Annotated in this window: 14 protein-coding genes; 8 read left to right on the top strand and 6 right to left on the bottom strand. The window is 74.3% G+C overall.

Going from position 1 to position 18,768, the window contains the following annotated elements:
- The 3 genes from ACFE60_RS02335 to ACFE60_RS02325 form a co-directional block, all read left to right on the top strand.
- A partial coding sequence (locus ACFE60_RS02335) for a hypothetical protein (RefSeq protein ID WP_375387229.1) occupies nucleotides 1-1,521 on the top strand: 1,521 nt, incomplete at its 5' end.
- A gap of 32 nt (nucleotides 1,522-1,553) precedes the next feature.
- Entirely contained in the window at nucleotides 1,554-2,402 is an 849-nt protein-coding gene (locus tag ACFE60_RS02330; RefSeq protein ID WP_375387228.1) for a glycosyltransferase, read from the top strand.
- Nucleotides 2,399-3,859 carry a lipopolysaccharide biosynthesis protein gene (locus tag ACFE60_RS02325; RefSeq protein WP_375387227.1) on the top strand — a complete coding sequence of 487 codons (1,461 nt, stop codon included), beginning with the start codon at nucleotides 2,399-2,401 and terminating at the stop codon, nucleotides 3,857-3,859. Before ACFE60_RS02330 ends, ACFE60_RS02325 begins: the two co-directional genes overlap by 4 nt.
- Before the next feature lie 76 nt (nucleotides 3,860-3,935).
- Here the strand turns inward: ACFE60_RS02325 and ACFE60_RS02320 are convergent, their stop codons facing one another.
- The 5 genes from ACFE60_RS02320 to ACFE60_RS02300 form a co-directional block, all read right to left on the bottom strand.
- Nucleotides 3,936-5,771: a hypothetical protein gene (locus tag ACFE60_RS02320; protein ID WP_375387226.1), complete on the bottom strand. Its 1,836-nt coding sequence runs from the start codon at nucleotides 5,769-5,771 to the stop codon at nucleotides 3,936-3,938.
- Nucleotides 5,768-6,595, bottom strand: a complete 828-nt coding sequence (locus tag ACFE60_RS02315) for a glycosyltransferase family 2 protein (protein WP_375387225.1) — start codon at nucleotides 6,593-6,595, stop codon at nucleotides 5,768-5,770. Before ACFE60_RS02315 ends, ACFE60_RS02320 begins: the two co-directional genes overlap by 4 nt.
- A gap of 304 nt (nucleotides 6,596-6,899) precedes the next feature.
- Nucleotides 6,900-7,418 carry an acyltransferase gene (locus tag ACFE60_RS02310; protein WP_375387224.1) on the bottom strand — a complete coding sequence of 173 codons (519 nt, stop codon included), beginning with the start codon at nucleotides 7,416-7,418 and terminating at the stop codon, nucleotides 6,900-6,902.
- A complete protein-coding gene (locus ACFE60_RS02305) occupies nucleotides 7,415-8,554 on the bottom strand; it encodes a glycosyltransferase (RefSeq protein WP_375387223.1) in 1,140 nt (379 codons plus the stop codon). Before ACFE60_RS02305 ends, ACFE60_RS02310 begins: the two co-directional genes overlap by 4 nt.
- Nucleotides 8,551-9,267, bottom strand: coding sequence for an acyltransferase (locus ACFE60_RS02300; RefSeq protein WP_375387222.1), 717 nt, complete (start codon nucleotides 9,265-9,267; stop codon nucleotides 8,551-8,553). The genes ACFE60_RS02305 and ACFE60_RS02300 overlap by 4 nt, the downstream gene beginning before the upstream one ends.
- A 132-nt stretch (nucleotides 9,268-9,399) precedes the next feature.
- Here ACFE60_RS02300 and ACFE60_RS02295 point away from each other — a divergent pair, with 132 nt between their 5' ends.
- From ACFE60_RS02295 to ACFE60_RS02280, 4 genes are all read left to right on the top strand, one after another.
- Nucleotides 9,400-10,536 (top strand): glycosyltransferase, encoded by a 1,137-nt coding sequence (locus ACFE60_RS02295; protein ID WP_375387221.1) that lies wholly within the window; start codon nucleotides 9,400-9,402, stop codon nucleotides 10,534-10,536.
- Nucleotides 10,537-10,622: 86 nt separating this feature from the next.
- Nucleotides 10,623-11,573, top strand: coding sequence for an NAD-dependent epimerase/dehydratase family protein (locus ACFE60_RS02290; protein ID WP_375387220.1), 951 nt, complete (start codon nucleotides 10,623-10,625; stop codon nucleotides 11,571-11,573).
- Between the two features lie 12 nt (nucleotides 11,574-11,585).
- Entirely contained in the window at nucleotides 11,586-12,692 is a 1,107-nt protein-coding gene (locus ACFE60_RS02285; RefSeq protein ID WP_375387219.1) for a glycosyltransferase, read from the top strand.
- Between the two features lie 205 nt (nucleotides 12,693-12,897).
- Nucleotides 12,898-14,448 (top strand): right-handed parallel beta-helix repeat-containing protein, encoded by a 1,551-nt coding sequence (locus ACFE60_RS02280; RefSeq protein ID WP_375387218.1) that lies wholly within the window; start codon nucleotides 12,898-12,900, stop codon nucleotides 14,446-14,448.
- A gap of 452 nt (nucleotides 14,449-14,900) precedes the next feature.
- On the opposite strand, the gene ACFE60_RS02275 is transcribed toward ACFE60_RS02280, so the two are convergent.
- A complete protein-coding gene (locus ACFE60_RS02275; RefSeq protein ID WP_375387217.1) occupies nucleotides 14,901-16,676 on the bottom strand; it encodes a hypothetical protein in 1,776 nt (591 codons plus the stop codon).
- A 193-nt stretch (nucleotides 16,677-16,869) separates the two neighbouring features.
- Between ACFE60_RS02275 and ACFE60_RS02270 the strand changes: the two genes are divergently transcribed.
- Nucleotides 16,870-18,756, top strand: a complete 1,887-nt coding sequence (locus ACFE60_RS02270) for a DUF4012 domain-containing protein (protein ID WP_375387216.1) — start codon at nucleotides 16,870-16,872, stop codon at nucleotides 18,754-18,756.
- Nucleotides 18,757-18,768 lie beyond the last annotated feature (12 nt).

Genomic DNA, 18,768 nt, shown 5'->3' with positions numbered 1-18,768 from the left:
CCCCGACTCCCCTCGAACTCCTCCCCGGTGCTCGTGCTCGTGCTGCTGCCGCTGCTGGCGCTCACCGGGGTGCTCGTCGCGCGCCGGGCTCCCGGGCGCCTCCGGCACGCCCCGCGCCTGCCGGTCGTGGTCGCCGTCGTCCTCGCGGTCCTGCTCGGCGCGAAGCTGACGATCGCGGCGGGGCTGCTGAAGGTGCCGGGGTTCGACTCGGGCATCGTGCTGCTCGCCGCGTACCACCGCGTGTTCCCCGAGGCGGTCACCCCGCCGTACGACCCCGCCCTCTTCGCGTCGTACTTCGGCATGTACCCGAACAACCTCGCGCTCGGCAGCCTCTTCACGGCGCTGTTCTCGGTCGCGCACCTGCTCGGGATCGACGGGCTGCGCACGTACGTCTTCTTGGCGGTCGCCATGAACTGCGTCGCGCTCACGGTCGTCGAACTGCTGACGTTCCTCGTCGCGCGCCGGCTCTGGAGCACCCGCACGGCGTTCCTCGCGCTCGCGGCGACCGCCGTCTACACGACGCTCAGCCCCTGGCTGAACACGCCCTACTCCGACACCCTCGGCATGCTGTTCCCGATCGGGCTGCTGCTCGTCGGGCTGCACCTCCGCGCGGCCCGCGGCCCGCGTGCCCGCCTCGCGCTCGCCGCCGCGTTCGGCGGCGTGGCCGCGCTCGGCATCGCCCTGAAGCCGACGGTGCTGTTCGCGGTGATCGCCCTCGTCCTGGTGGAGGCGGTCCGCTCGCGGCGCGCGCTGCGCCGCAGGTCCGTGCTCGTCGCGGCCGCCGCCGTCGCGGGGGTCGGTCTGCTCGCCGGCGTCGGCACGTCGGCCGCGGTCACCGCCGCGACGGACGCCTCCGGGCTCGTCCGGTTCGACGTGGCCGGGTGGAAGGGCGGCGCGCCGATCACCCACTTCATGAAGATGGGGGCGCAGGGCACCGGCGGGTTCGACTACGCCGACGTGCAGTCGACCTTCGCGGTGCCGCAGCCGCAGCGGGCGAACGCGGCGCTGCAGGTGTACGAGGACCGGGTCGCCGCGATGGGGCCGGAGGGGTACGCGGTGTTCCTCGGCCAGAAGGCGCTGCGGACGTTCGCCGACGGCTCCTTCTACTGGGGGCAGGAGGGGGAGAACTACCCGGACTGGTTCTGGACCGGCGCCTACAGCACGACGGTGCGGCAGTGGTACGCGCGGGACGGCTCAGACCACCTGTACCTCGCGAGCCTCTGGCAGGCCGGCTGGCTCCTGCTGCTCGCGGGCGCCGCGCTGCCGGTCGCCCGGTTCGCCTCCCCGACCCGCCGCCGCGCGATCGACGGCGCCCGGCTCGCGCTGCTGGCGCTGCTCTGCTTCCAGCTGCTGTTCGAGACGCGATCCCGCTACGTCTACCTCTACCTCCCCTTCGTCGTCGTGCTGGCCGTCGGGGCGTGGTCCGCGCTGCCGGCGGCGATCGCCGACCTGCGGTCCCGCCGGCTGCCCCGCCTCGCGGTCCCGCAGCGCGCGGGGACTCGCCGAGCCCCGCTCCGATGACCCCTGCGCTCCCAGGACTGGACACCGACCCCATGAAGACGCCCTCGCCCGACGTGTCGATCGTCGTCGCCGTCCGCAACGACGCCGCCGCGCTCGACGCGACGCTCCGCAGCATCGAGCGCCAGCGCCCGGCCGCCGGCAGCGTGGAGGTGGTGGTCGTCGACGGCGCCTCGACCGACGGCACGGTGGCCGTCGCCGAGCGCTCGGCCGTGCCCGACCTGGTGATCAGCGAGCCGGACGACGGCATCTACGACGCCATGAACAAGGGGGCGGCGCGCGCCTCCGGCACCTGGCTGCACTTCCTGAACGCCGGCGACCTGTTCGCCTCCGACGACGCGCTCGCCCGCGTGCTGCGCGGACTCGCGCAGACCGACGCCGCCGGTCGGGACTGGTTCGTCGCGGGCGCGGCCTACGTCGGCGGCAAGGTCGACGGGCAGGTCATCGCGAACGTGCCGCACCGCCGGTGGGCCCACGCGCACGGCCTGCAGCCGCACTGCCACCAGGCGACCTGGTTCCGCAGGACCGCGTTCCAGGCGCTCGGCGGCCACAGCCTCGAGCACTCCTTCGTCGGCGACTTCGACCTGATCCTGCGCTTCGGGCTCGCGGGCGCGCCGGGGCAGGACCGCCGCGTCGCGATCTCCTACCTCGAGGGCGGGCTGTCCGCGCAGCGCGCGGCGGAGGTGCCCCGGCTGCTGCGGGAGGTGCGCCGCGAGCGGCTCGGCCTGACCGGAGCCGCCCGCCTCGGTGACGACGCGATCGACCTCGGCGTCCGGGTCCTGACCCGCGGCCGCCGGATCGGCTGGTGGCTGCGCGCCGCGGCGCTGTACGTGCCCAAGCGGGTCGGGCGCCGGGCGCGGGCGTCGCTGGCGGGCCAGTCGTGAGCTCCGCGCGCAACGCCGCGTTCGTCTCCGTGTCGCAGGCCGGGAAGATCGCCGTCAGCCTGGTCTCGATCGTCGTGCTCTCGCGGCTGCTGCCGCCCGCCGACTTCGGCGTCTACGCGATGATCATCGCGGTCGTCGGCATCGGCGAGCTGTTCCGGGACTTCGGCCTCTCGCTGGCGGCCATCCAGGCGCCGTCGATCTCGACGTCGCAGCGCACGGCGCTCTTCTGGGCGAGCACCGGCATCGGCGTCGCGCTCACCCTCGTCGCGATCGCCGCCTCCCCGGTCATCGGCGGGTTCTACGGCCGGGCCGACCTGGCGCCGCTCGTCTGCGTCGCCGCGCTCACCTTCGCGCTGAACGGCGCGGGCGCCCAGTACCGGGTGGAGCTGACGCGCAGCGGCCGCTTTCGGGACCTCGCGGTCGTGGACCTCGCCGGGCAGGGCGTCTCGCTGACCGGCGCGATCGTGCTCGCGGCCGTCGGGGCCGGCGCGTGGGCCCTCGTCGTGCAGGCCGTGCTGCTCGGCCTCACGATGCTGGTCGCGCTGCTCCTGCTCGGGCGCTGGTTGCCCGGCCGGCCGCGCGGCTTCGGGGAGATCCGCCCGTTCGTCGGGTTCGGCGGGCAGCTGATGTCGGTGCAGCTGATCTCCTACGTCAGCTCGAACCTCGACAAGATCCTGGTCGGACGCCTGTTCGGCGCCGCGTGGCTGGGCCTGTACGCGAAGGCGTTCCAGCTGTACTCGCAGCCCGTGATGCAGGGCGTCACGCCGTTCGCGAACCTCGCGATCAGCGTGCTGTCGCAGGTCCGCGACGACCCTCGCGCCTACCTCCGGCGCCTGCTGAAGCTGCAGCTGGTCACCGTCTACGTCGGACTGGCGGGCTTCGCGCTGATGATCGCGCTCGCCGAGCCGCTGACGACCGTCGCGCTCGGGCCCCAGTGGTCCGCCACGGTGCCGCTGTTCCGGATCCTCTGCATCGGCGGCCTGTTCCAGATCCTCGGGGTCGTCTACTACTGGATGTTCGTGTCGTCCGGCGCGATGCGCGTCTACCTGGTGTGCACCTTCATCACCCAGCCGATCGCGGTCGTGCTCGTGATCGTCGGCGCCACGCAGAGCACGACGGGCGTCGCCTGGGGAGCCGCAGCCGGCCTGCTCGTCGAGTGGCTCGTCCCCGCCACCTGGGGCACCGCGAAGGCGATCGGTGCCGCCGGGTCGCTGCTCGCCGGCACGATCCGCCCGCTGGCCGTCGCCGCGATCATCGGCCTGCTCGCGTTCGCCGCGGTGGAGCTGACGGCCGCGGGCGGGCCCGTCGTGCAGCTGCTGGTCGGCGTCGCCGTGCCGGCGGCGGTGGTCGTGCCGCTCATGATGCTGCTGCCGGGGGTCCGCGCGGACGCGGCGGTCCTCCGCGGCGTCGTGCAGGACGCGGCCGGCACCCGCCTCCGCCGCCGCGTCCCCGCCTGAGCGGCTCCGGGCGGCTTCCGTCATTCCGGGCGCGAATTCACGCCCGGAATGGCGGAACCCGCCCGGATCCGGACTCTCAGCCGGCAGGCACGCCGACCGGGGCGGAGGGGTCACCCGAGCGGTCCCGGCCGGCCTGCACGAGCCGGTAGCGCACCGCGCCGGCGGGCGGGTCCGCGTCCACGAACGCGCCGGCGCGCAGCACGCCGCTGATCGCGCGGAAGGCGCCGCCGCCCTCGCTGCGCTGCAGCAGCCAGCCGGTGCCGCGATCGGCGGACCACGTCAGCGTGACGTCGCCGTCGGCCCTGGCCGCCGTCGGCACCACGGGTGCGAGGGCTGCGGGGGAGGAGGTCGCCGCGATCGCGCCGCGGCCGGCCTCCCCGGTGCGGGTGCGCCCGAAGTAGTCGAGAGTGCCCGCATCCGGCAGCTGGACGCCTCCGGAGGCGGCGGCGGTGCCCGGCAAGGGCGTGAACCCTCGCACCGAGTCGAGCCCGGTGCCGGCGGTGCCCGGCGCGAGCAGGCCGGGGTCCACGGCGGCGGTCGCGTCGGCGGGCTTCGTGGCGGGCAGCGTGCCGGCGTAGACGTTCCCCTGGGCCGTCACCGGCACCGGCCACGCGTAGCCGCCGCCGTTCAGGTCGATCACGAGGTTGTTCGCGAAGACGACCGGGTCCGTCCCGGAGGTCCTGTTGTGCCGTACGACCTGCGCCGTGCTGCCCGCGGCGAGCAGGACGGTGTTGTCCACGATCCGGACGCCGTCCCGCTGCGTGGGGCAGCTGAAGGTGATCTCGCCGCCGCCGTCGTCCGCGAACACGTTGCTGCGGATCTCCGAGCCCCTGGTGCCGCAGATCAGCACGCCGCCGCCGTCGTTGTCGTGCGACCAGCTGCCCTCCAGCACGACGTCGGACGTGCCGTCGTCGAGGTCGAACCCCTGCCCGTCGCCGCCCCCCGCGCCGCCGCCGGAGGCCTCGTCGTAGCGCATCAGGATCCGGGTCGACATGACCGGCCAGATGCCCGCGCTCGCGGTGTTCGCGGTCGGGTTCGCGCAGCGCGGGCAGGCGGGCAGGTGGCCGAAGCCCTCGACCACGTCGTGCTCGAGCACCCCGCCGTCGACGCCCCACACGACGACGCCGTCCCCCTCCGCCTCCACGACGCGGTTGCCGGTGATGGACACGCCCCGCAGCGGGGAGGCGGGCCACGCGTCCGACCAGGCGACGATGCCGGTCCGGCCGACGTGGTCGACCAGGTTGTCCTCTAACCGGATGTCGGTCAGCGCGCCCGCGCGGGTCGCCGTGCCGCGGACGAGGACCGAGATGCCGCCGAACTCGTGCGGATCCGCGGTCGCGCCGGCCGGGCTGCTCGTCACCTGGCGCACGGTGGTCCGGCGCACGACGACGCGACCGAGCGCCCCGCTGCCGTCGTCGAGCACCAGGATCCCGGCCCGCAGCGCGTCGCTCGGCCCTCCTGCGTCCAGGTTCGTGACCTGCAGGTCCTGCACGATCCAGTCGTGCTGGTCGGTCAGCTGCACCGCGCCCGTCTGGTCGGGCGTGCCGCCGCCGTGCACGACGGGCTGCGCTCCGGTGCCGTAGGCGCCCAGCACGATCGGGTCCCCGTTCGTCCCGGAGCCCTGCGGCGTGAGCCGCCCGCTGCAGACCGTGCCGCGGGCGAGCAGGATCCGCTCGCCGGGCAGGAAGGCGCCGTGCTCGTTCACGGTCGCGAGCGCGTTCCAGGGCCGCCCCGCGCTGCCGTCGCCGCCGGCGGGCGCGCCGCAGTCGACGTGGAAGACCGCGGCGCCGGCGGTCCGCGACGGGGAGGGGGAGGGAGTCGGCTGCTCGGGGGCGCACCCGGCCAGCAGCAGGCCGACCGCGACGCAGAGGAGCGCGGCGGCGCCCCGGACCCGCCGGCGCGCGGGCCTCACGGCGAGCGCAGCGCTCCCGCCGCCTCCGCCGCGATGCGCCGCCCGCGGGCGCGGTGCGCGAGCAGCCGTGCCAGCACGACCGCGCGCGCGGGTGCCGCGAACCAGAGCAGCGCCCGCGGCGACCTGGCACCCGCCGCGCGGAGGCGGTCCCACCGGTCGCGGATCGTGACTGCCCGCGCCGTGGCGGGGGCGACCCGTCGCAGCAGGAGGGCGGCGCCCGACCGCATCGCCTCCACGTCGAGGCTCACCTGCCCGGGATGCGTGCGGTAGCGCACCGTGACCTCGGGCAGCACCACGCCAGGGCCGCGTTCGAGCAGCCGCGCCCACAGGTCGAGGTCCTCGCTGTGGCGCAGCGCCTCGTCGAACCCGCCGACGTCGAGGGCGAGCGCGCGATCCACCAGCACCGCGCTCGTGACGACCGGGTTGTCCGGCCAGACCAGCCGGTCCGGCCCGCGCAGGGTCAGGGGCTCGCGCGCCTGGGAGCCGATCAGCGCGCCGTCGCTCGTGAGCGCGGCGGTGGACACCAGGGCGTGCCCCGGCGCCGCGGCGGCGAGTGCGGCGAGGTGGCCGGGCTCCCACTCGTCGTCGGAGTCGAGGAACGCGACGGAGGGGACGGTCGCCTCCCGCAGCCCGCGGTTCCGCGCGGCGCTCACCCCGCTCGCGGGCTGGCTGATCACGGTCGCGCCGGCTGCCCGCGCCACCGCGGCGCTGCCGTCCGTGCTGCCGTCGTCGATCACGATCACCTGGGCGGGCGTCAGGGTCTGGGCGGCGACGCTCGCGAGGGCCGCCCGCAGCAGGTCGGCCCGGTCGTGCACGGGGATCACGACGGCGGGTGCGATCGGCGGGGCGGCGATGACGCCACGATACCGGCCGGACCGCCGCGAGGGGCCGGTCGACGCGGCGGCGGCGGGCTCGCGGCCCCAACCCGGCGCGGTGCTCCGACCCCTTCGCGCGGTACCTCCACCTCTGCGCGGTGCGTCGACCTACCGCGCGAGGGTCAGGGCTACCGCGCGAAGGGCGTCGATCGGTCGGTGCGGAAGAAGGCGCCTGGATGGAAGCCGACGCCGAGGATGAGGTGGAGTGCCCGTTCTGACCGGCCGTGCACCGCAGCCGGAAGCCGCGCCGCCCTCAGGGGACGAGCTGCCGCACCACCCGAGCGGGCGCGCCGGCCGCGAGCACACCGGGCGGGATCTCGCCGCGGACGAAGGAGTTCGCGCCGACGGTCGAGCCGGCGCCGACGACGCTGCCCTTCGACACCACGGTGCCGGCGCAGAGCCAGACGTCGGCGCCGATGACGACCGGCGACACGCGGAAGGCGTCCCGGTCGCCCGCGGGCCCGTGGTCCTCCGAGTGGATGGACACCCGTTCGCCGATCAGCGCCCGCGGCCCGATCGTCACGTCGGTGAACGCGACGAGGGTCGCGTGCGGCCCGACGTACGCGCCCTCCCCGATCCGCAGCACGCCGTCGCGGACGACGACGCGCGCCCCGACGTTGAGCACGGCGCCTGCCTCCAGCACGAGCCGCGCGCCGCGCGCGACCTGCACCAGCTCGGGCTTCAGCACGATCGCGCCGGGCCCGAAGGTGACGCGCCCCCGCGTCGACAGGCTCACGAGCAGGCGGTACCAGAGGCTCCGGAGGCGGATCACCGCGCCGCCTCCGCGGCCGCGGACCGCTGCAGCGCCCGATCCACGAACCGGATCAGCGGCCGCGCGGCGTGCCCCCACGTGGAGGTGAGGCAGTAGTCGCGGATGCGCTGCTCGACCGCGTGCCGCTCGGCGGGGGAGCGGAGCAGCCCCACGATCGCGCCGGCCATGTCGTCGCCGGTGCGGAACGCGCCGTCCGGCAGGTCGGGGGTGCGCTCGCGGGCGAGGAACGCGGGGCCGACCACGATCCGGCCGTGCGAGAGCGCGCCGACCAGCTTCAGCTGGCTGCCGCCGCCGGAGCGGGCGGGCGCCAGCACGACCGCGGCAGCCGCGTACTCGGCCTCGAGGTCGTCGACGAACCCCGCGACCTCGACGCCCGCCGGCGGTGCGGTCGTCAGGTCGTCGCCGCCCGCGCCCACGATCCGCAGCCGCGCCTCCGGCAGCTCGGCCCGCACCCGCGGCCAGTCCCGCTCGAGGAAGCGGCGCATGCCGTGGCGGTTGGGGCCGTACCACCAGCTGCCCACCGCGAGCACGGTCGCACCAGCGGACGGCTCCGGCGCGCGCGCCGGAGCCTGGATGCCGTTGCGGACCAGCAGCTTCGGATGGCTCGTCCGCAGCGCGCGGGCGTCGCCGAGGGCGAGCGCGACGACGGCGTCCGAGCGGGCCGCCACCGACCGCTGCCAGCGCACCGCCTTCGCCGCCTCCAGCACCGCGAACGCGCGCCGCTTCACGGAGCCGTCGAGCGTCATGGCGAGGTAGCGGCGGCTCTCGATGTTCGCGAACTCGACGACGTGCACGGCGACCGGCAGCACGCGTCCGAGACCCGCGGAGGCGAGGATCGCGTCCGCCCAGAACACGACGGGCGCGCGCGTCGCCTCGAGCCGCGGCAGGACCGGCTCGATCGCCTTCCAGACCGACGCCCCCTCGGTGGAGGCGAGGGACGCGGCGAGCCGCAGGTCGAGCGGCCGTGGCGGGAAGGTGATCACGCCGTCGGCGGGCACGTCGCCGTCGCCCGCCGGCTCGACGACCGTGACGCGGTAGCGGTCCGCGAGCACCGCCGCGATGCGGGCGGTGCGGACGCCCGCGCCGTGGTCGTCGGCGTCGAGCCGCCGGGAGGTGATCAGCAGGACGTCGGTCATGCCTCCGCCTCCTCGCTACGCCGCCGGACGGGCTTCGCGGGCACGCCGACGAGCGTCGTGCCCGCCGGGAAGCTCTTCGTGACCACCGCGCCGGCGCCGACGACGCAGCGGTCGCCGAGCTCGACGCCGTCGAGCACCGTCGCCCCGTGACCCAGCCAGCAGCCGTCCCCGATGCGGATGCCGCGGCGCAGCACGTCGTGGGCGCTGGCGCCCTCCTCCGTGACCTCGTGGTTCTCCGCGATCAGCGTGACGTTCGCGCCGAGCTGGCAGTCGCGGCCGATGCGGATCGGGCCGCCGACGCCGATCGTCGCGCGGGGGCCGATGTACGTGCGGTCGCCGACCCACAATCCGTCGCCCGGGTTCGCGGGGTGCGAGGAGCACTGGATCCAGCCCTGCTCGCGCACGGTGACCCCGTTCCCGAGATGCACGCCCCGCTTCGACAGCGCGGTGACGCGCAGGCCGGCGCCCAGCTGCACGCCGCGGCCGACGTGCAGCAGACGCGCGTACTCGATCACGACGCCGCGGCCGACGAACAGCGGCAGGCGGGCGGAGGCGAGGAACGGCAGCCTGGTGAGCCCGCGGACGGCGGGGAGCAGCCCGCGCCGGGCGTACCAGCCGAGCAGCGCGGGCAGCGGGACCGCGGCGGCGGCCGCCGACTGCGGGCGGACCTTCGACAGCAGCCGTGTCACCAACCCGCGAGCGTCCCCGGTCATCACGGGCACGGTAGCGGATCGCGGTGCGCGGACCCGCCCGGCAGGCGGGTGCGTAATATCCAGCCGGTCGTCCGGCGCCGGTGCGACGCGCCGCAGCGCGTCGGACGCCCGACGAGGAAGGACGGCCACGACATGGCGGAGCCCGGGCGACTCGCGGTCGACCTGGTCGTGCGGGCCGACGCCGAGCGCACGACCGGCGGCGACATGGTGCAGGTCGAGGAGTACGTCCGGCGGCTCGATCCCGCCCGGTTCGACGTACGGGTGGTCCCGTTCGCTCCCCGGATGCGGTTGCGCCCAGGCTCGGTCGTGCACGTCGTCAACATCGACCGGCCGCACGACTTCCTGGCGGCGACCCGCGCCGCCCGCGGGCACCGGCTGATCGTGAGCCCGATCCACCACGACGCCGGGCGCGTGCTCGCGATGCGCCGGGCGGACCGCGACCGCGGCATGACGAGTGTGCTCACCCGCGTGCTGCCCGACCCGGTGCGCGAGTGGCTCGGCACCGCGCGGCGCGCCGTGCGGGCGGCGGACGGCCCCGCGTCGCTCGCCGCGGGGGTGCAGGTCGCGCTCGTGGCGCTGGCGGAGATCCCCGGGGTCTGGCGCCGGGCGGGTCGCGTGCTCGATCGTGCCGACCTGGTCGCGCTGCTGGCGGAGGGGGAGGGCGCCGCCCTGATGGCGCTCTCCGGCTGGCACGGCCGCAACCGCGCGCTGGTGCCGAACGGGCGGCCGGACGCGGACGGGGGCGCGGCGGGGCTGCCGTGGGCGGACCGGCCGGTCGGCTCGATCCTCGTCGTCGGCAGGATCGAGCCGCGGAAGCGCCAGCTGGAGGTCGCGCGCGCCGCGGACCGCCTCCGCATCCCGGTGCGCTTCATCGGCCCGCACACCGACGAGGGCACCGCGCTCAGCCGCGAGTTCGCCGCGCTCGCGGCGACGTCCCCGTTCGTCCTGCACGAGGGTGCGATGCCGCGCCCGGACGTGCTGGCCCGGATGGGCGCCTCCCGGGTGCTGCTGAACGCGTCGTGGGTGGAGGTGCAGAGCCTCGTCGACCTGGAGGCCGCGCTGCTCGGCTGCGCGGTCGTGACCTCCGGCACCGGCCACTCGGCCGAGTGGCTCGGCGACGTGGTCACCGACGTGCCGGACGGCGGGATCGATGCGCTCCTGCGCGCGGCGGCCGCGCGCGCCGCCGGCGACGAGCCGCCGCCCCCGGTGCGGTACGACGCGACGTGGGACGCCGCGGCGACGCGCCTCGCTGCGGCCTACGCGGGGTGACCGGCGGCTAGGTTCGAGGTCGCGCCGGTCGAGCCGCGCGCCGGGCCCGTGCCTCGCACCGCCGGACGGACGACGGGGGCTCAGCCGTGGCGAGGATCCTGGTCGTCGGCGCGAACGGGTTCATCGGCTCCCACCTCGTCGACGCGCTCGCCGCAGCCGGCCACGAGGTCACCGCGTTCGACCGGTACCGCAGCGAGCGGCCGGCGTTCGACGTCGGCGGCGCGAGGGTGCTGGCCGGCGACTTCCTGAGTCGCGCTGACCTGGAGCAGGCGGTGGCCGGTCAGGACGTCGTCTTCCACTTCCTGTCCACCACGACGCCGGCGACCGCGGAGGGCGACCCGACCTTCGACCTGCGCACGAACGTCGCGCAGTCCGTGGAGCTGCTGCAGCTGTGCGTCGCCGCGTCGGTGCAGCACTTCTACTTCGCGTCGACCGGCGGCGCCGTGTACGGCGACCAGGGCAAGGCGCAGTACGTGGAGGACGACCGCGCGCTGCCGGTCTCCCCGTACGCGATCGGGAAGCTGACGATCGAGAATTACCTCAGCTACTTCCGTGCGACGCACGGCCTGCAGGCGACGGTGCTGCGCATCTCGAACCCGTACGGCGGGCGGCAGAAGACCAACCGGGTGCAGGGGCTGATCCCGATCGCGCTGCGCCGGGTCGCCGCGGGCGAGCCCGTGATCCGGCTGGGCGACGGCAGCATGGTGCGCGACTACCTGTACGTCGGCGACCTGGTGGAGATGATCACCCGCATGGTCGGCCGGGTGCACGCGCACACGACCTACAACCTCGGCAGCGGCACCGGCCACACCGTCAACGAGGTGCTCGACACGGTGCGGCGCGTGACCGGCGTCGACTTCGACGTCGTCGACCGCCCGAAGCCGGCGACGTTCGTCGACGAGGTCGTGCTCGGCATCGGCCGGTACACCGGCGAGTTCGGCGCGTTCGCCTTCACCGGGCTGGAGGAGGGGGTCCGGCGCGCCCATGTCGCGATCGGCGAGCAGCTGGCGCGGACGGTGGCGTCCACCTCCGTCTGAGAGGGTCGGAGGATGCGGATCCGACTGCTGCTGCGCGACGACTACCCCGCGAAGTCCGGCGGCGACCTCGTGCTCGCGCGGGCGTACGAGGGGGCGCTGCAGGGCGTCGGCCTCGACGCGCGGCTCGAGCCGCTGTCCGCCGCCGGGCTGGACGACCGCGATGGCGTCGCGCAGGTGTTCAACATCGACCGCTGGTTCGAGTTCGTCGCCTCCGCCCGCCGGATCCGCGCCTCCGGCCGGCCGCTGGTCGTCGCGCCGATCCACCACCCGATGGGCGCCGTCGATCGGTTCGAGTCGGGCGTGCGGAGCGGGCCGCTCGGCGTCATCGGGAGGGCCGGCCGCGGTCCGTTCGGCCGCGAGCGCATCAAGCACGCGATGCGGAACCGCACCGGCCGCTCGGTCGCGGAGGCGCTGATCCGCGACCCGCGCGCCGCGATCGCGCAGGCGCTGACGTCCGCGGCGCTCGTCGTCGTCCAGGCGCCGTCCGAGACGGCGGAGGTGCAGCGGAACTTCGGCGTCGACCTGGGGGACAAGGCCGTCTGGGTGCCGAACGGGGTCGAGGTCGACGACGCGGTGCGCATCGACGGCGATAGGGACATCGACGTGCTGCTCGCCGGCCGCATCGAGGAGCGGAAGAACCAGCTGTCGGTCGCGCAGGCGTTCGCCGGCACCGACGTCCGGGTCACGTTCGTCGGCGGCGACAACCCCCGGAACGCCGCGTACACGGCGGCGTTCCACCGGCTGGTGGCGCAGCACCCGAACCTGACCCACGTGCCCCACGTGCCGCTCGAGCAGCTGCGCTCGATGTACGCGCGGTCGTCCGTGTTCCTGTCGGTCAGCCACTTCGAGGTGGTGTCGCTGTCCGAGCTGGAGGCGGTCGGCTACGGGTGCCGCCTGGTGTCGGGCGCCAACGGGTACCTGCGCGACTACCTCGGCGACCGGGCCACCTACGTGGACCCCGCGATCGACGCGGAGCGCCTCCGCTCGGTCGTCGCGGCATCGCTCGGGCTCGGCGTCGACGAGGAGGCGGTCCGGCTGGTGCGCGCCGAGTACACGTGGGCGCGGACCGCGCGGGACCTCGTCGGCGCCTACCGCGGCGCGGACCTCCTGCCCGCCTGACCCGGCACGCGGCACGGGGTCCCCCGAACTGGGGACGCGCCGATCCGCTGCAGCGGGGACGATCGATCAGGGCGTCGCGACGGATGTGGCGCCTCGCCGCCCGACCGGCCTGGTCGCGGTCCGATCCGATGGCATGGTGGCTGCTCGCCGTGCGGCTCGACCGGCGCGGCGCTCCCGCAGATCCTCCGACCGAAGGCCCTCCTGCATGCGATTCCTCTCCCACGCCCCCTCGCCCGCCAGGGCCGGCCTCGGCGTCCTGCTCGCAGCGGCGCTCGCCGGCGGCGCGATCCTCGCGGCACCGCTCACCGCCTCCGCCGCAGCCGCCACGTACTACGTGGACTGCTCGCACGGCACGAACGGGGACGGCGTCTCGGCGGCGACCGCGTGGAACTCGCTGGCCGCGGTGAACGCGCACGGCGCCTTCGCGCCGGGCGAGCGCATCCTGCTGAAGCGCGGCACGACCTGCAAGGGCCAGCTCGCCCCGACGGGCTCGGGCACGCAGGGCGCGCCGATCGTCATCGGCGCCTTCCCCGCCAGCGGCACCCGGCCGACGATCGCGGGCGGCGGCACCTATAACTACACCGGCGCGGTCCAGATCATCAACCAGGCCTGGTGGACCGTGCAGGACCTGCACATCACGAACACGACGAAGGAGGCGAACCCGAAGACCTACCGGTCCGGGCTGCTGCTGCTGAACAGCAACGGCGGGCGCCTCTCGGGGCTGACCGTGCAGCGGGTCGCGGTCGACGGCGTGCGCAGCAACCCCGGCAACGGGAACACGCGCCAGTACGGCGGCATCTCGGCGCTGACCTTCGGCAAGGGCTCGAGCTACGACGGCCTGCGGATCCTGAGCAGCTCGGTCACCAACTCGTCCCGCACCGGCATCATCGTCTCGAACAACGCCTACCCGGGGTCGTGGGACTCCGCGGTGCTGATCTCGGGCAACCGGGTGAAGTCGGTGCGCGGCGACGGCATCGTCCTGATCGGCGCGAAGAGCAGCCGGATCACGGGCAACGTCGTCACCGGCGCGGGCGACCTCGGGTCCTGCTCCCACTGCGGCCGCCTGGGCGGGCCGTCGACCGCGAGCGCGGGCATCTGGCCGTCGAACACCAGCAAGGTGCGGATCGACCACAACGAGGTGTCGAAGACGCGCAACACGGGCGGCGACGGCGAGGGCTTCGACATCGACCGCGCATCGGTCGACACGGTGCTCGAGTACAACTACGCCCACGACAACCAGGGCGGCGGCGTGCTGCTGACCGGTGCGAAGAACTCCACGATCCGGTTCAACATCCTGGAGAACAACGGCCAGGGCGCGCTGACCTTCTACGGCAAGGCGCCCTCGACGAACACGGCGTTCTACAACAACACCGTCTACGTGTCGCGGGCGTCGAAGGCGAAGATCGTGCGCACCTTCGGCGCGATCAAGGGGTCGAAGGTCTCGTTCAAGAACAACGTGATCTACAGCTACGGCACGGGCGTGTACCAGTGGCCGACGAAGTCCGTGACGACCTCGTCGAACACGCTGATCGGGAACCACGGCTCCGGCCGTCCCCGCGACGCGAAGACCAGCTACGCGGCTCCCGGCCTGAAGAAGCCGGGCACCGGCGGCAACGGCTTCAAGACGCTGAAGGGCTACAAGCCGGCGCACCCCTCGTCGTTCAAGAAGGGCGTGGCGATCCCGAAGAGCGTCAAGACCGACTTCTTCGGCAAGCGGATCAGCGCGAAGAAGCCCCCGCGCGGCGCAGCGGGCTGACGCACGGGACGACGGAGGGCCGTGGAGCAGCAGCTCCACGGCCCTCCGGCGTCCGTCCACGACCCTCCCCGCCGCGCGTCCCGACCCTGCCGCGGAAGGCGTACCTCGTCGCGCGGTGCCTGCACCCTCGCGCGGTAGGTGGACCTACCGCGTGGAGGTGCGGAGTACCGCGCGACGGGTAGAGGCGGGGGCGCCGTCCTGAGCGCGGGCGGTATCGGCCCGACCGGGGCGGCCGCTCACGCTCGGGACGGGCCGGAAGCGCCCGTGCCGTCGGTTCAGGACGCCGGCTTATTCCGTCGCGCGGTGCCTGCACCCCGTCGCGCGGTAGCGGCGCCCTCCCGCGGTGGGTGCACCTACCGCGTGGAGGCCCGGACCACCGCGCGACCGACGTGTCCCCCGCCGGGGGACAGCGGCCGGTGTCCCCCGTCGGGGGACACCGGGCACCCGGACGCCTACGCTCGCGCCGGCTCCGCCTCCATCGAGGGTCGCGCCGGCGCGGCGTGTACCGAATCTGCCTCCACCGGACGCGACTCCGTCGCGGCTCCCGGCGCAGGCGACGCCGCCGACCCGGGCGCGGCTCCGGGCGCGGGTGCCGCCTCCGCGGCCGCTGCCTCCGCCCTATGCCCCTTGGTGGGCCTCGGCGCCGTCAGTGCGACCGCGAGCAGCAGCCAGTACAGGACCATTGGGCGCTGCGCGTAGACGATGTCGATGAACAGCGCGCCGACCAGCAGCGAGATCGTGACGCAGACCATCCAGGCCGGCGTGCGGCGGAGCCACAGCACGATCAGCGCGAGCCAGGCCAGCACGCCCAGCAGGCCGCCGTCGGCGAAGAACCGCAGGTACGACCCGTCGACGCTCGGCCCGGCGAACGACGGGCCGAGCCCGAACACGACGTCGGCGGGGTCGTCGAACGTGTCGAGGATCAGGTGCCAGCGGAAGAAGCGGACGAGGTTGCTCGCCTCGACGTGGGCGTCGGCCGCGGTGTTCGCGTTGACGTAGATGTTCATCCCCGCGTACGCCGCGAACAGGTAGTCCCCCGACGTCTGCGGGTGCGGGACGCGGTTGGCCATGTCCCCCGCCGCGTTCCAGCTGCCCAGGACGGAGGTGGACTCGAGCCGGGTGGCGATGGAGTCCGTCGGCGCCTGCGGATCGACGGGGGCGGCGACGACGGGCGGGGTCTCGGCCTCGGGCTCGGTGTCGTCGGTCGGCTCGTCGCTCGGCGCGGCCGTGATCACCGGCTCCTCGGCGGCCGGCGGCTGCGCCGCGGGCAGCTCCGGCAGGTGCACCAGGCCCACCGTGAAGGCGAGCACCAGTCCGGCGACGACGACGGACAGCACCTGTCCCGCGATCAGCAGCGGCGACCGGCGGTAGGGCTGCAGCGCGGTCCGCAGGCCGGCACGGCGCGCCCGGCGGGTGATCCGGACCAGCCAGATGACGCTGAACACGGCCATCCCGACCGCCGCGCCGAGGATGGAGATGCGCGAGATGGAGGCGGCGAGCGCGACCACGGACAGCGACACCATCGCCCAGCGCCCGCGGGACAGCCAGTAGACGGCGAGCGCGGCGCTGATCGCACCGAGCTCGTACGGCCCGACGGTGAGGCCGGCGGCACGGGTGTACGCGGCGTGCGAGAAGCCGATCGGGATCGCGAAGTAGTACTGCAGGACCGCGAACAGGGTCTGCAGCACCGTCACGACCACGAGCAGCGAGTCGATGCGGCGACGCCAGAGGCCTCCCGTGCCGTGCAGGAGCAGCAGGGCGGCCGGGAACGCGATCCAGTACTCCAGCGGGCGGACGGCGTACAGCATCGCCGTGACGGGCTCGACCATGCCGCGCGCCGACGCGACGCCGGCGGAGATCAGGCCCGCCGCGGCGACGCCGGCGATCGCGAGGGTCGGCGGTCCGGGGCGGCCGAGCACGCGCAGGTGCAGCACGCACAGCGCGCCGAGCGCCACGAACACGAGGTCCTCGACGCGCAGCCCGTGCAGGGCGGCGGGCAGCTCGACGCGGGGGCCGACGAGCAGCCAGAGCAGCAGCAGCGCGAGCACCCAGCGCAGCGCCGGGGTGGGCTCCGCGGACAGCCGGAGGCGGCGCCCGCGCTCCGGGACGGTCTCCGGGCGGGCGGTCGGGTGGGGGGCCAGGGTGGCGATGGCGCTCTCCTCATGGCGGGGCGACGGCGCAGCCGCCCCTCGTCGGACTGCGCGAAAGTACCCCCGGACGGGTGACACCCCGGGATTGGGCGCGGCGTGGTCGCCATCGGCGCGCCGACGCCCCCGGTATCCGGGGCGGGCGGGAGGCGGATGTCGCGGACCTGAACGGCGGGCGCGACGCTCCGGCGACAGAACGCGGCGAAGCCGCGGCCCTCGAATAAGGTGCATCCGCTCGACCGACCGCGACCACTCGAGAGGACGCAGCCCGACCGTGCCCAAGGCTCAGAGGACCAAGAAGCAGCGGACCCCCGCCCAGCGGACGCGGCGACGCGTCGCCATCGGCGGTGTCGTCGCGCTGCTCCTCGGACTCGTGGCCGTCGTGCTGCTCACGGTCTACGTCGGCAACCGCGCGCTGATCGCGAAGGACTCGCTGACGGCCGCGCAGGGCCAGCTGACCTCCTTCAAGGACGTCGTCGGCCAGCCGGGGGCGCCCAGCACCACGCAGCTGTACGCGAAGCTGCAGGCGAACACCGCGAAGGCCGCCGAGCAGGTGGACGACCCGGTGTGGTCCCTCTACGAGCACATCCCGGTGCTCGGGCCGAACCTGAAGGCGTTCCGGCAGACGACCGTCCTGGTGGACGATCTGGTGCACGACGGCGTCGGCCCCATCGCGAAGGCGGCGGAGGGGATCAGCATCGACAGCCTGAAGCCGACGAACGGCGCGGTGAACATCGAGCCGCTGAAGACCCTGACGCCGGCGGTGGGCGACCTCGACGCCGCGATCACCGTCGCGGACAAGCGCGCCGCCGCGATCGACACCTCCGACGTGCTGCCGCAGCTGAAGGGGCCGATCGGCACGGTGCAGTCGATGCTGAGCCAGTACGCGCCGACGGTGCACGAGCTGCACGAGATCATGCCCGTGCTCTACCCCGCGCTCGGCGGCGAGGGGGCCAGGCACTACCTGCTGATCTTCCAGAACAACGCGGAGGAGCGGGCGAGCGGCGGCAACCCCGCCTCGATGGCGATGCTCGTCGTGAACAAGGGCAAGGTGAAGCTGGGCACGCAGGGCAACTCGAGCAGCTTCCCCCGCCCGTACGCGAAGGCCCCGTACCAGCCGTCCGGTCCGCAGAACGAGGACTGGCCGAAGATCTACACCGACTACGCCTCCACGTACGTCACCAACATCACGATGACGCCCGACTTCCCGACCACCGCGAAGCTGGCGCGCGCCATGTGGCGCGGCCAGTTCGGCGGCAAGGTCGACGGCGTGATCTCCTTCGACCCCGTCGCCCTGTCGTACCTGCTGCAGGCGACGGGCCCCGTCACGCTGCAGGACGGCACGAAGATCGACGCCACGAACGCGGTGTCGTTCCTGCTGAACGAGGTCTACTTCAAGTACCCGAACCCGTTCGTGCAGGACGCGGTGTTCGCCTCCTCCGCGCAGGCGATCTTCTCCGCGGTCACCAGCGGGCAGGGCAGCCCCTCCGCGTACCTGGCGCAGGTGCAGCCGATGATGGACCAGCAGCGGCTGAAGATGTGGAGCGTCCGCCCCGACGAGGAGCGGCTGCTGATGGAGTCGCCGCTCGGCAACATGCTGCCCGCGGACAACACCGAGAAGACGGTGCTCGGCGTCTACAACAACGACGACGCGACCTCGAAGATGAGCTACTACATGGACGAGAAGGTCGACGTCACGACGAACACCTGCTCGGCGACGCCGACGTTCACGGTCAAGGCGAAGGTGACGAACACCCTGCCGCTGTCCAAGGTCGACTCCCTGCCCGGCTACGTCGCGGCGAACCAGCCGCGCATCGTCAAGGGGGGCGACCGGCAGTGGGTGCAGCTGTACGGACCGGTGGGCGCGAAGCTGAAGTCCGTCTCGATCGACGGCGAGAAGGTGTCGTGGGGCACCGCGTTCAGCTACAAGTTCAACACCAACCTCGACGCGACCGGGCAGGCCGACCACCGGCCCGCGGTCAAGGGGGAGATGTACGACCGGCCGGTCGGCGTCGTCAGCCTGAACATGGGGCCGGCCTCCTCGATGACCGTCAGGGCGGTGTTCGTCGGCGGCACGGAGCTGTCGAAGACCGTCGAGGTGAGCCACACGCCGAAGGTCCGCGAGGTGCCCGTCTCGATCACGTCCGCGAAGTGCGGTTGATCCCTCCGCGCT

The organism is uncultured Amnibacterium sp. (genome assembly GCF_964245895.1).
In the GTDB taxonomy this organism is placed as follows: domain Bacteria; phylum Actinomycetota; class Actinomycetes; order Actinomycetales; family Microbacteriaceae; genus Amnibacterium.
The sequence above is the reverse complement of the archived record's forward strand: the minus strand, read 5'-3'. Positions and strand labels throughout refer to the sequence as shown.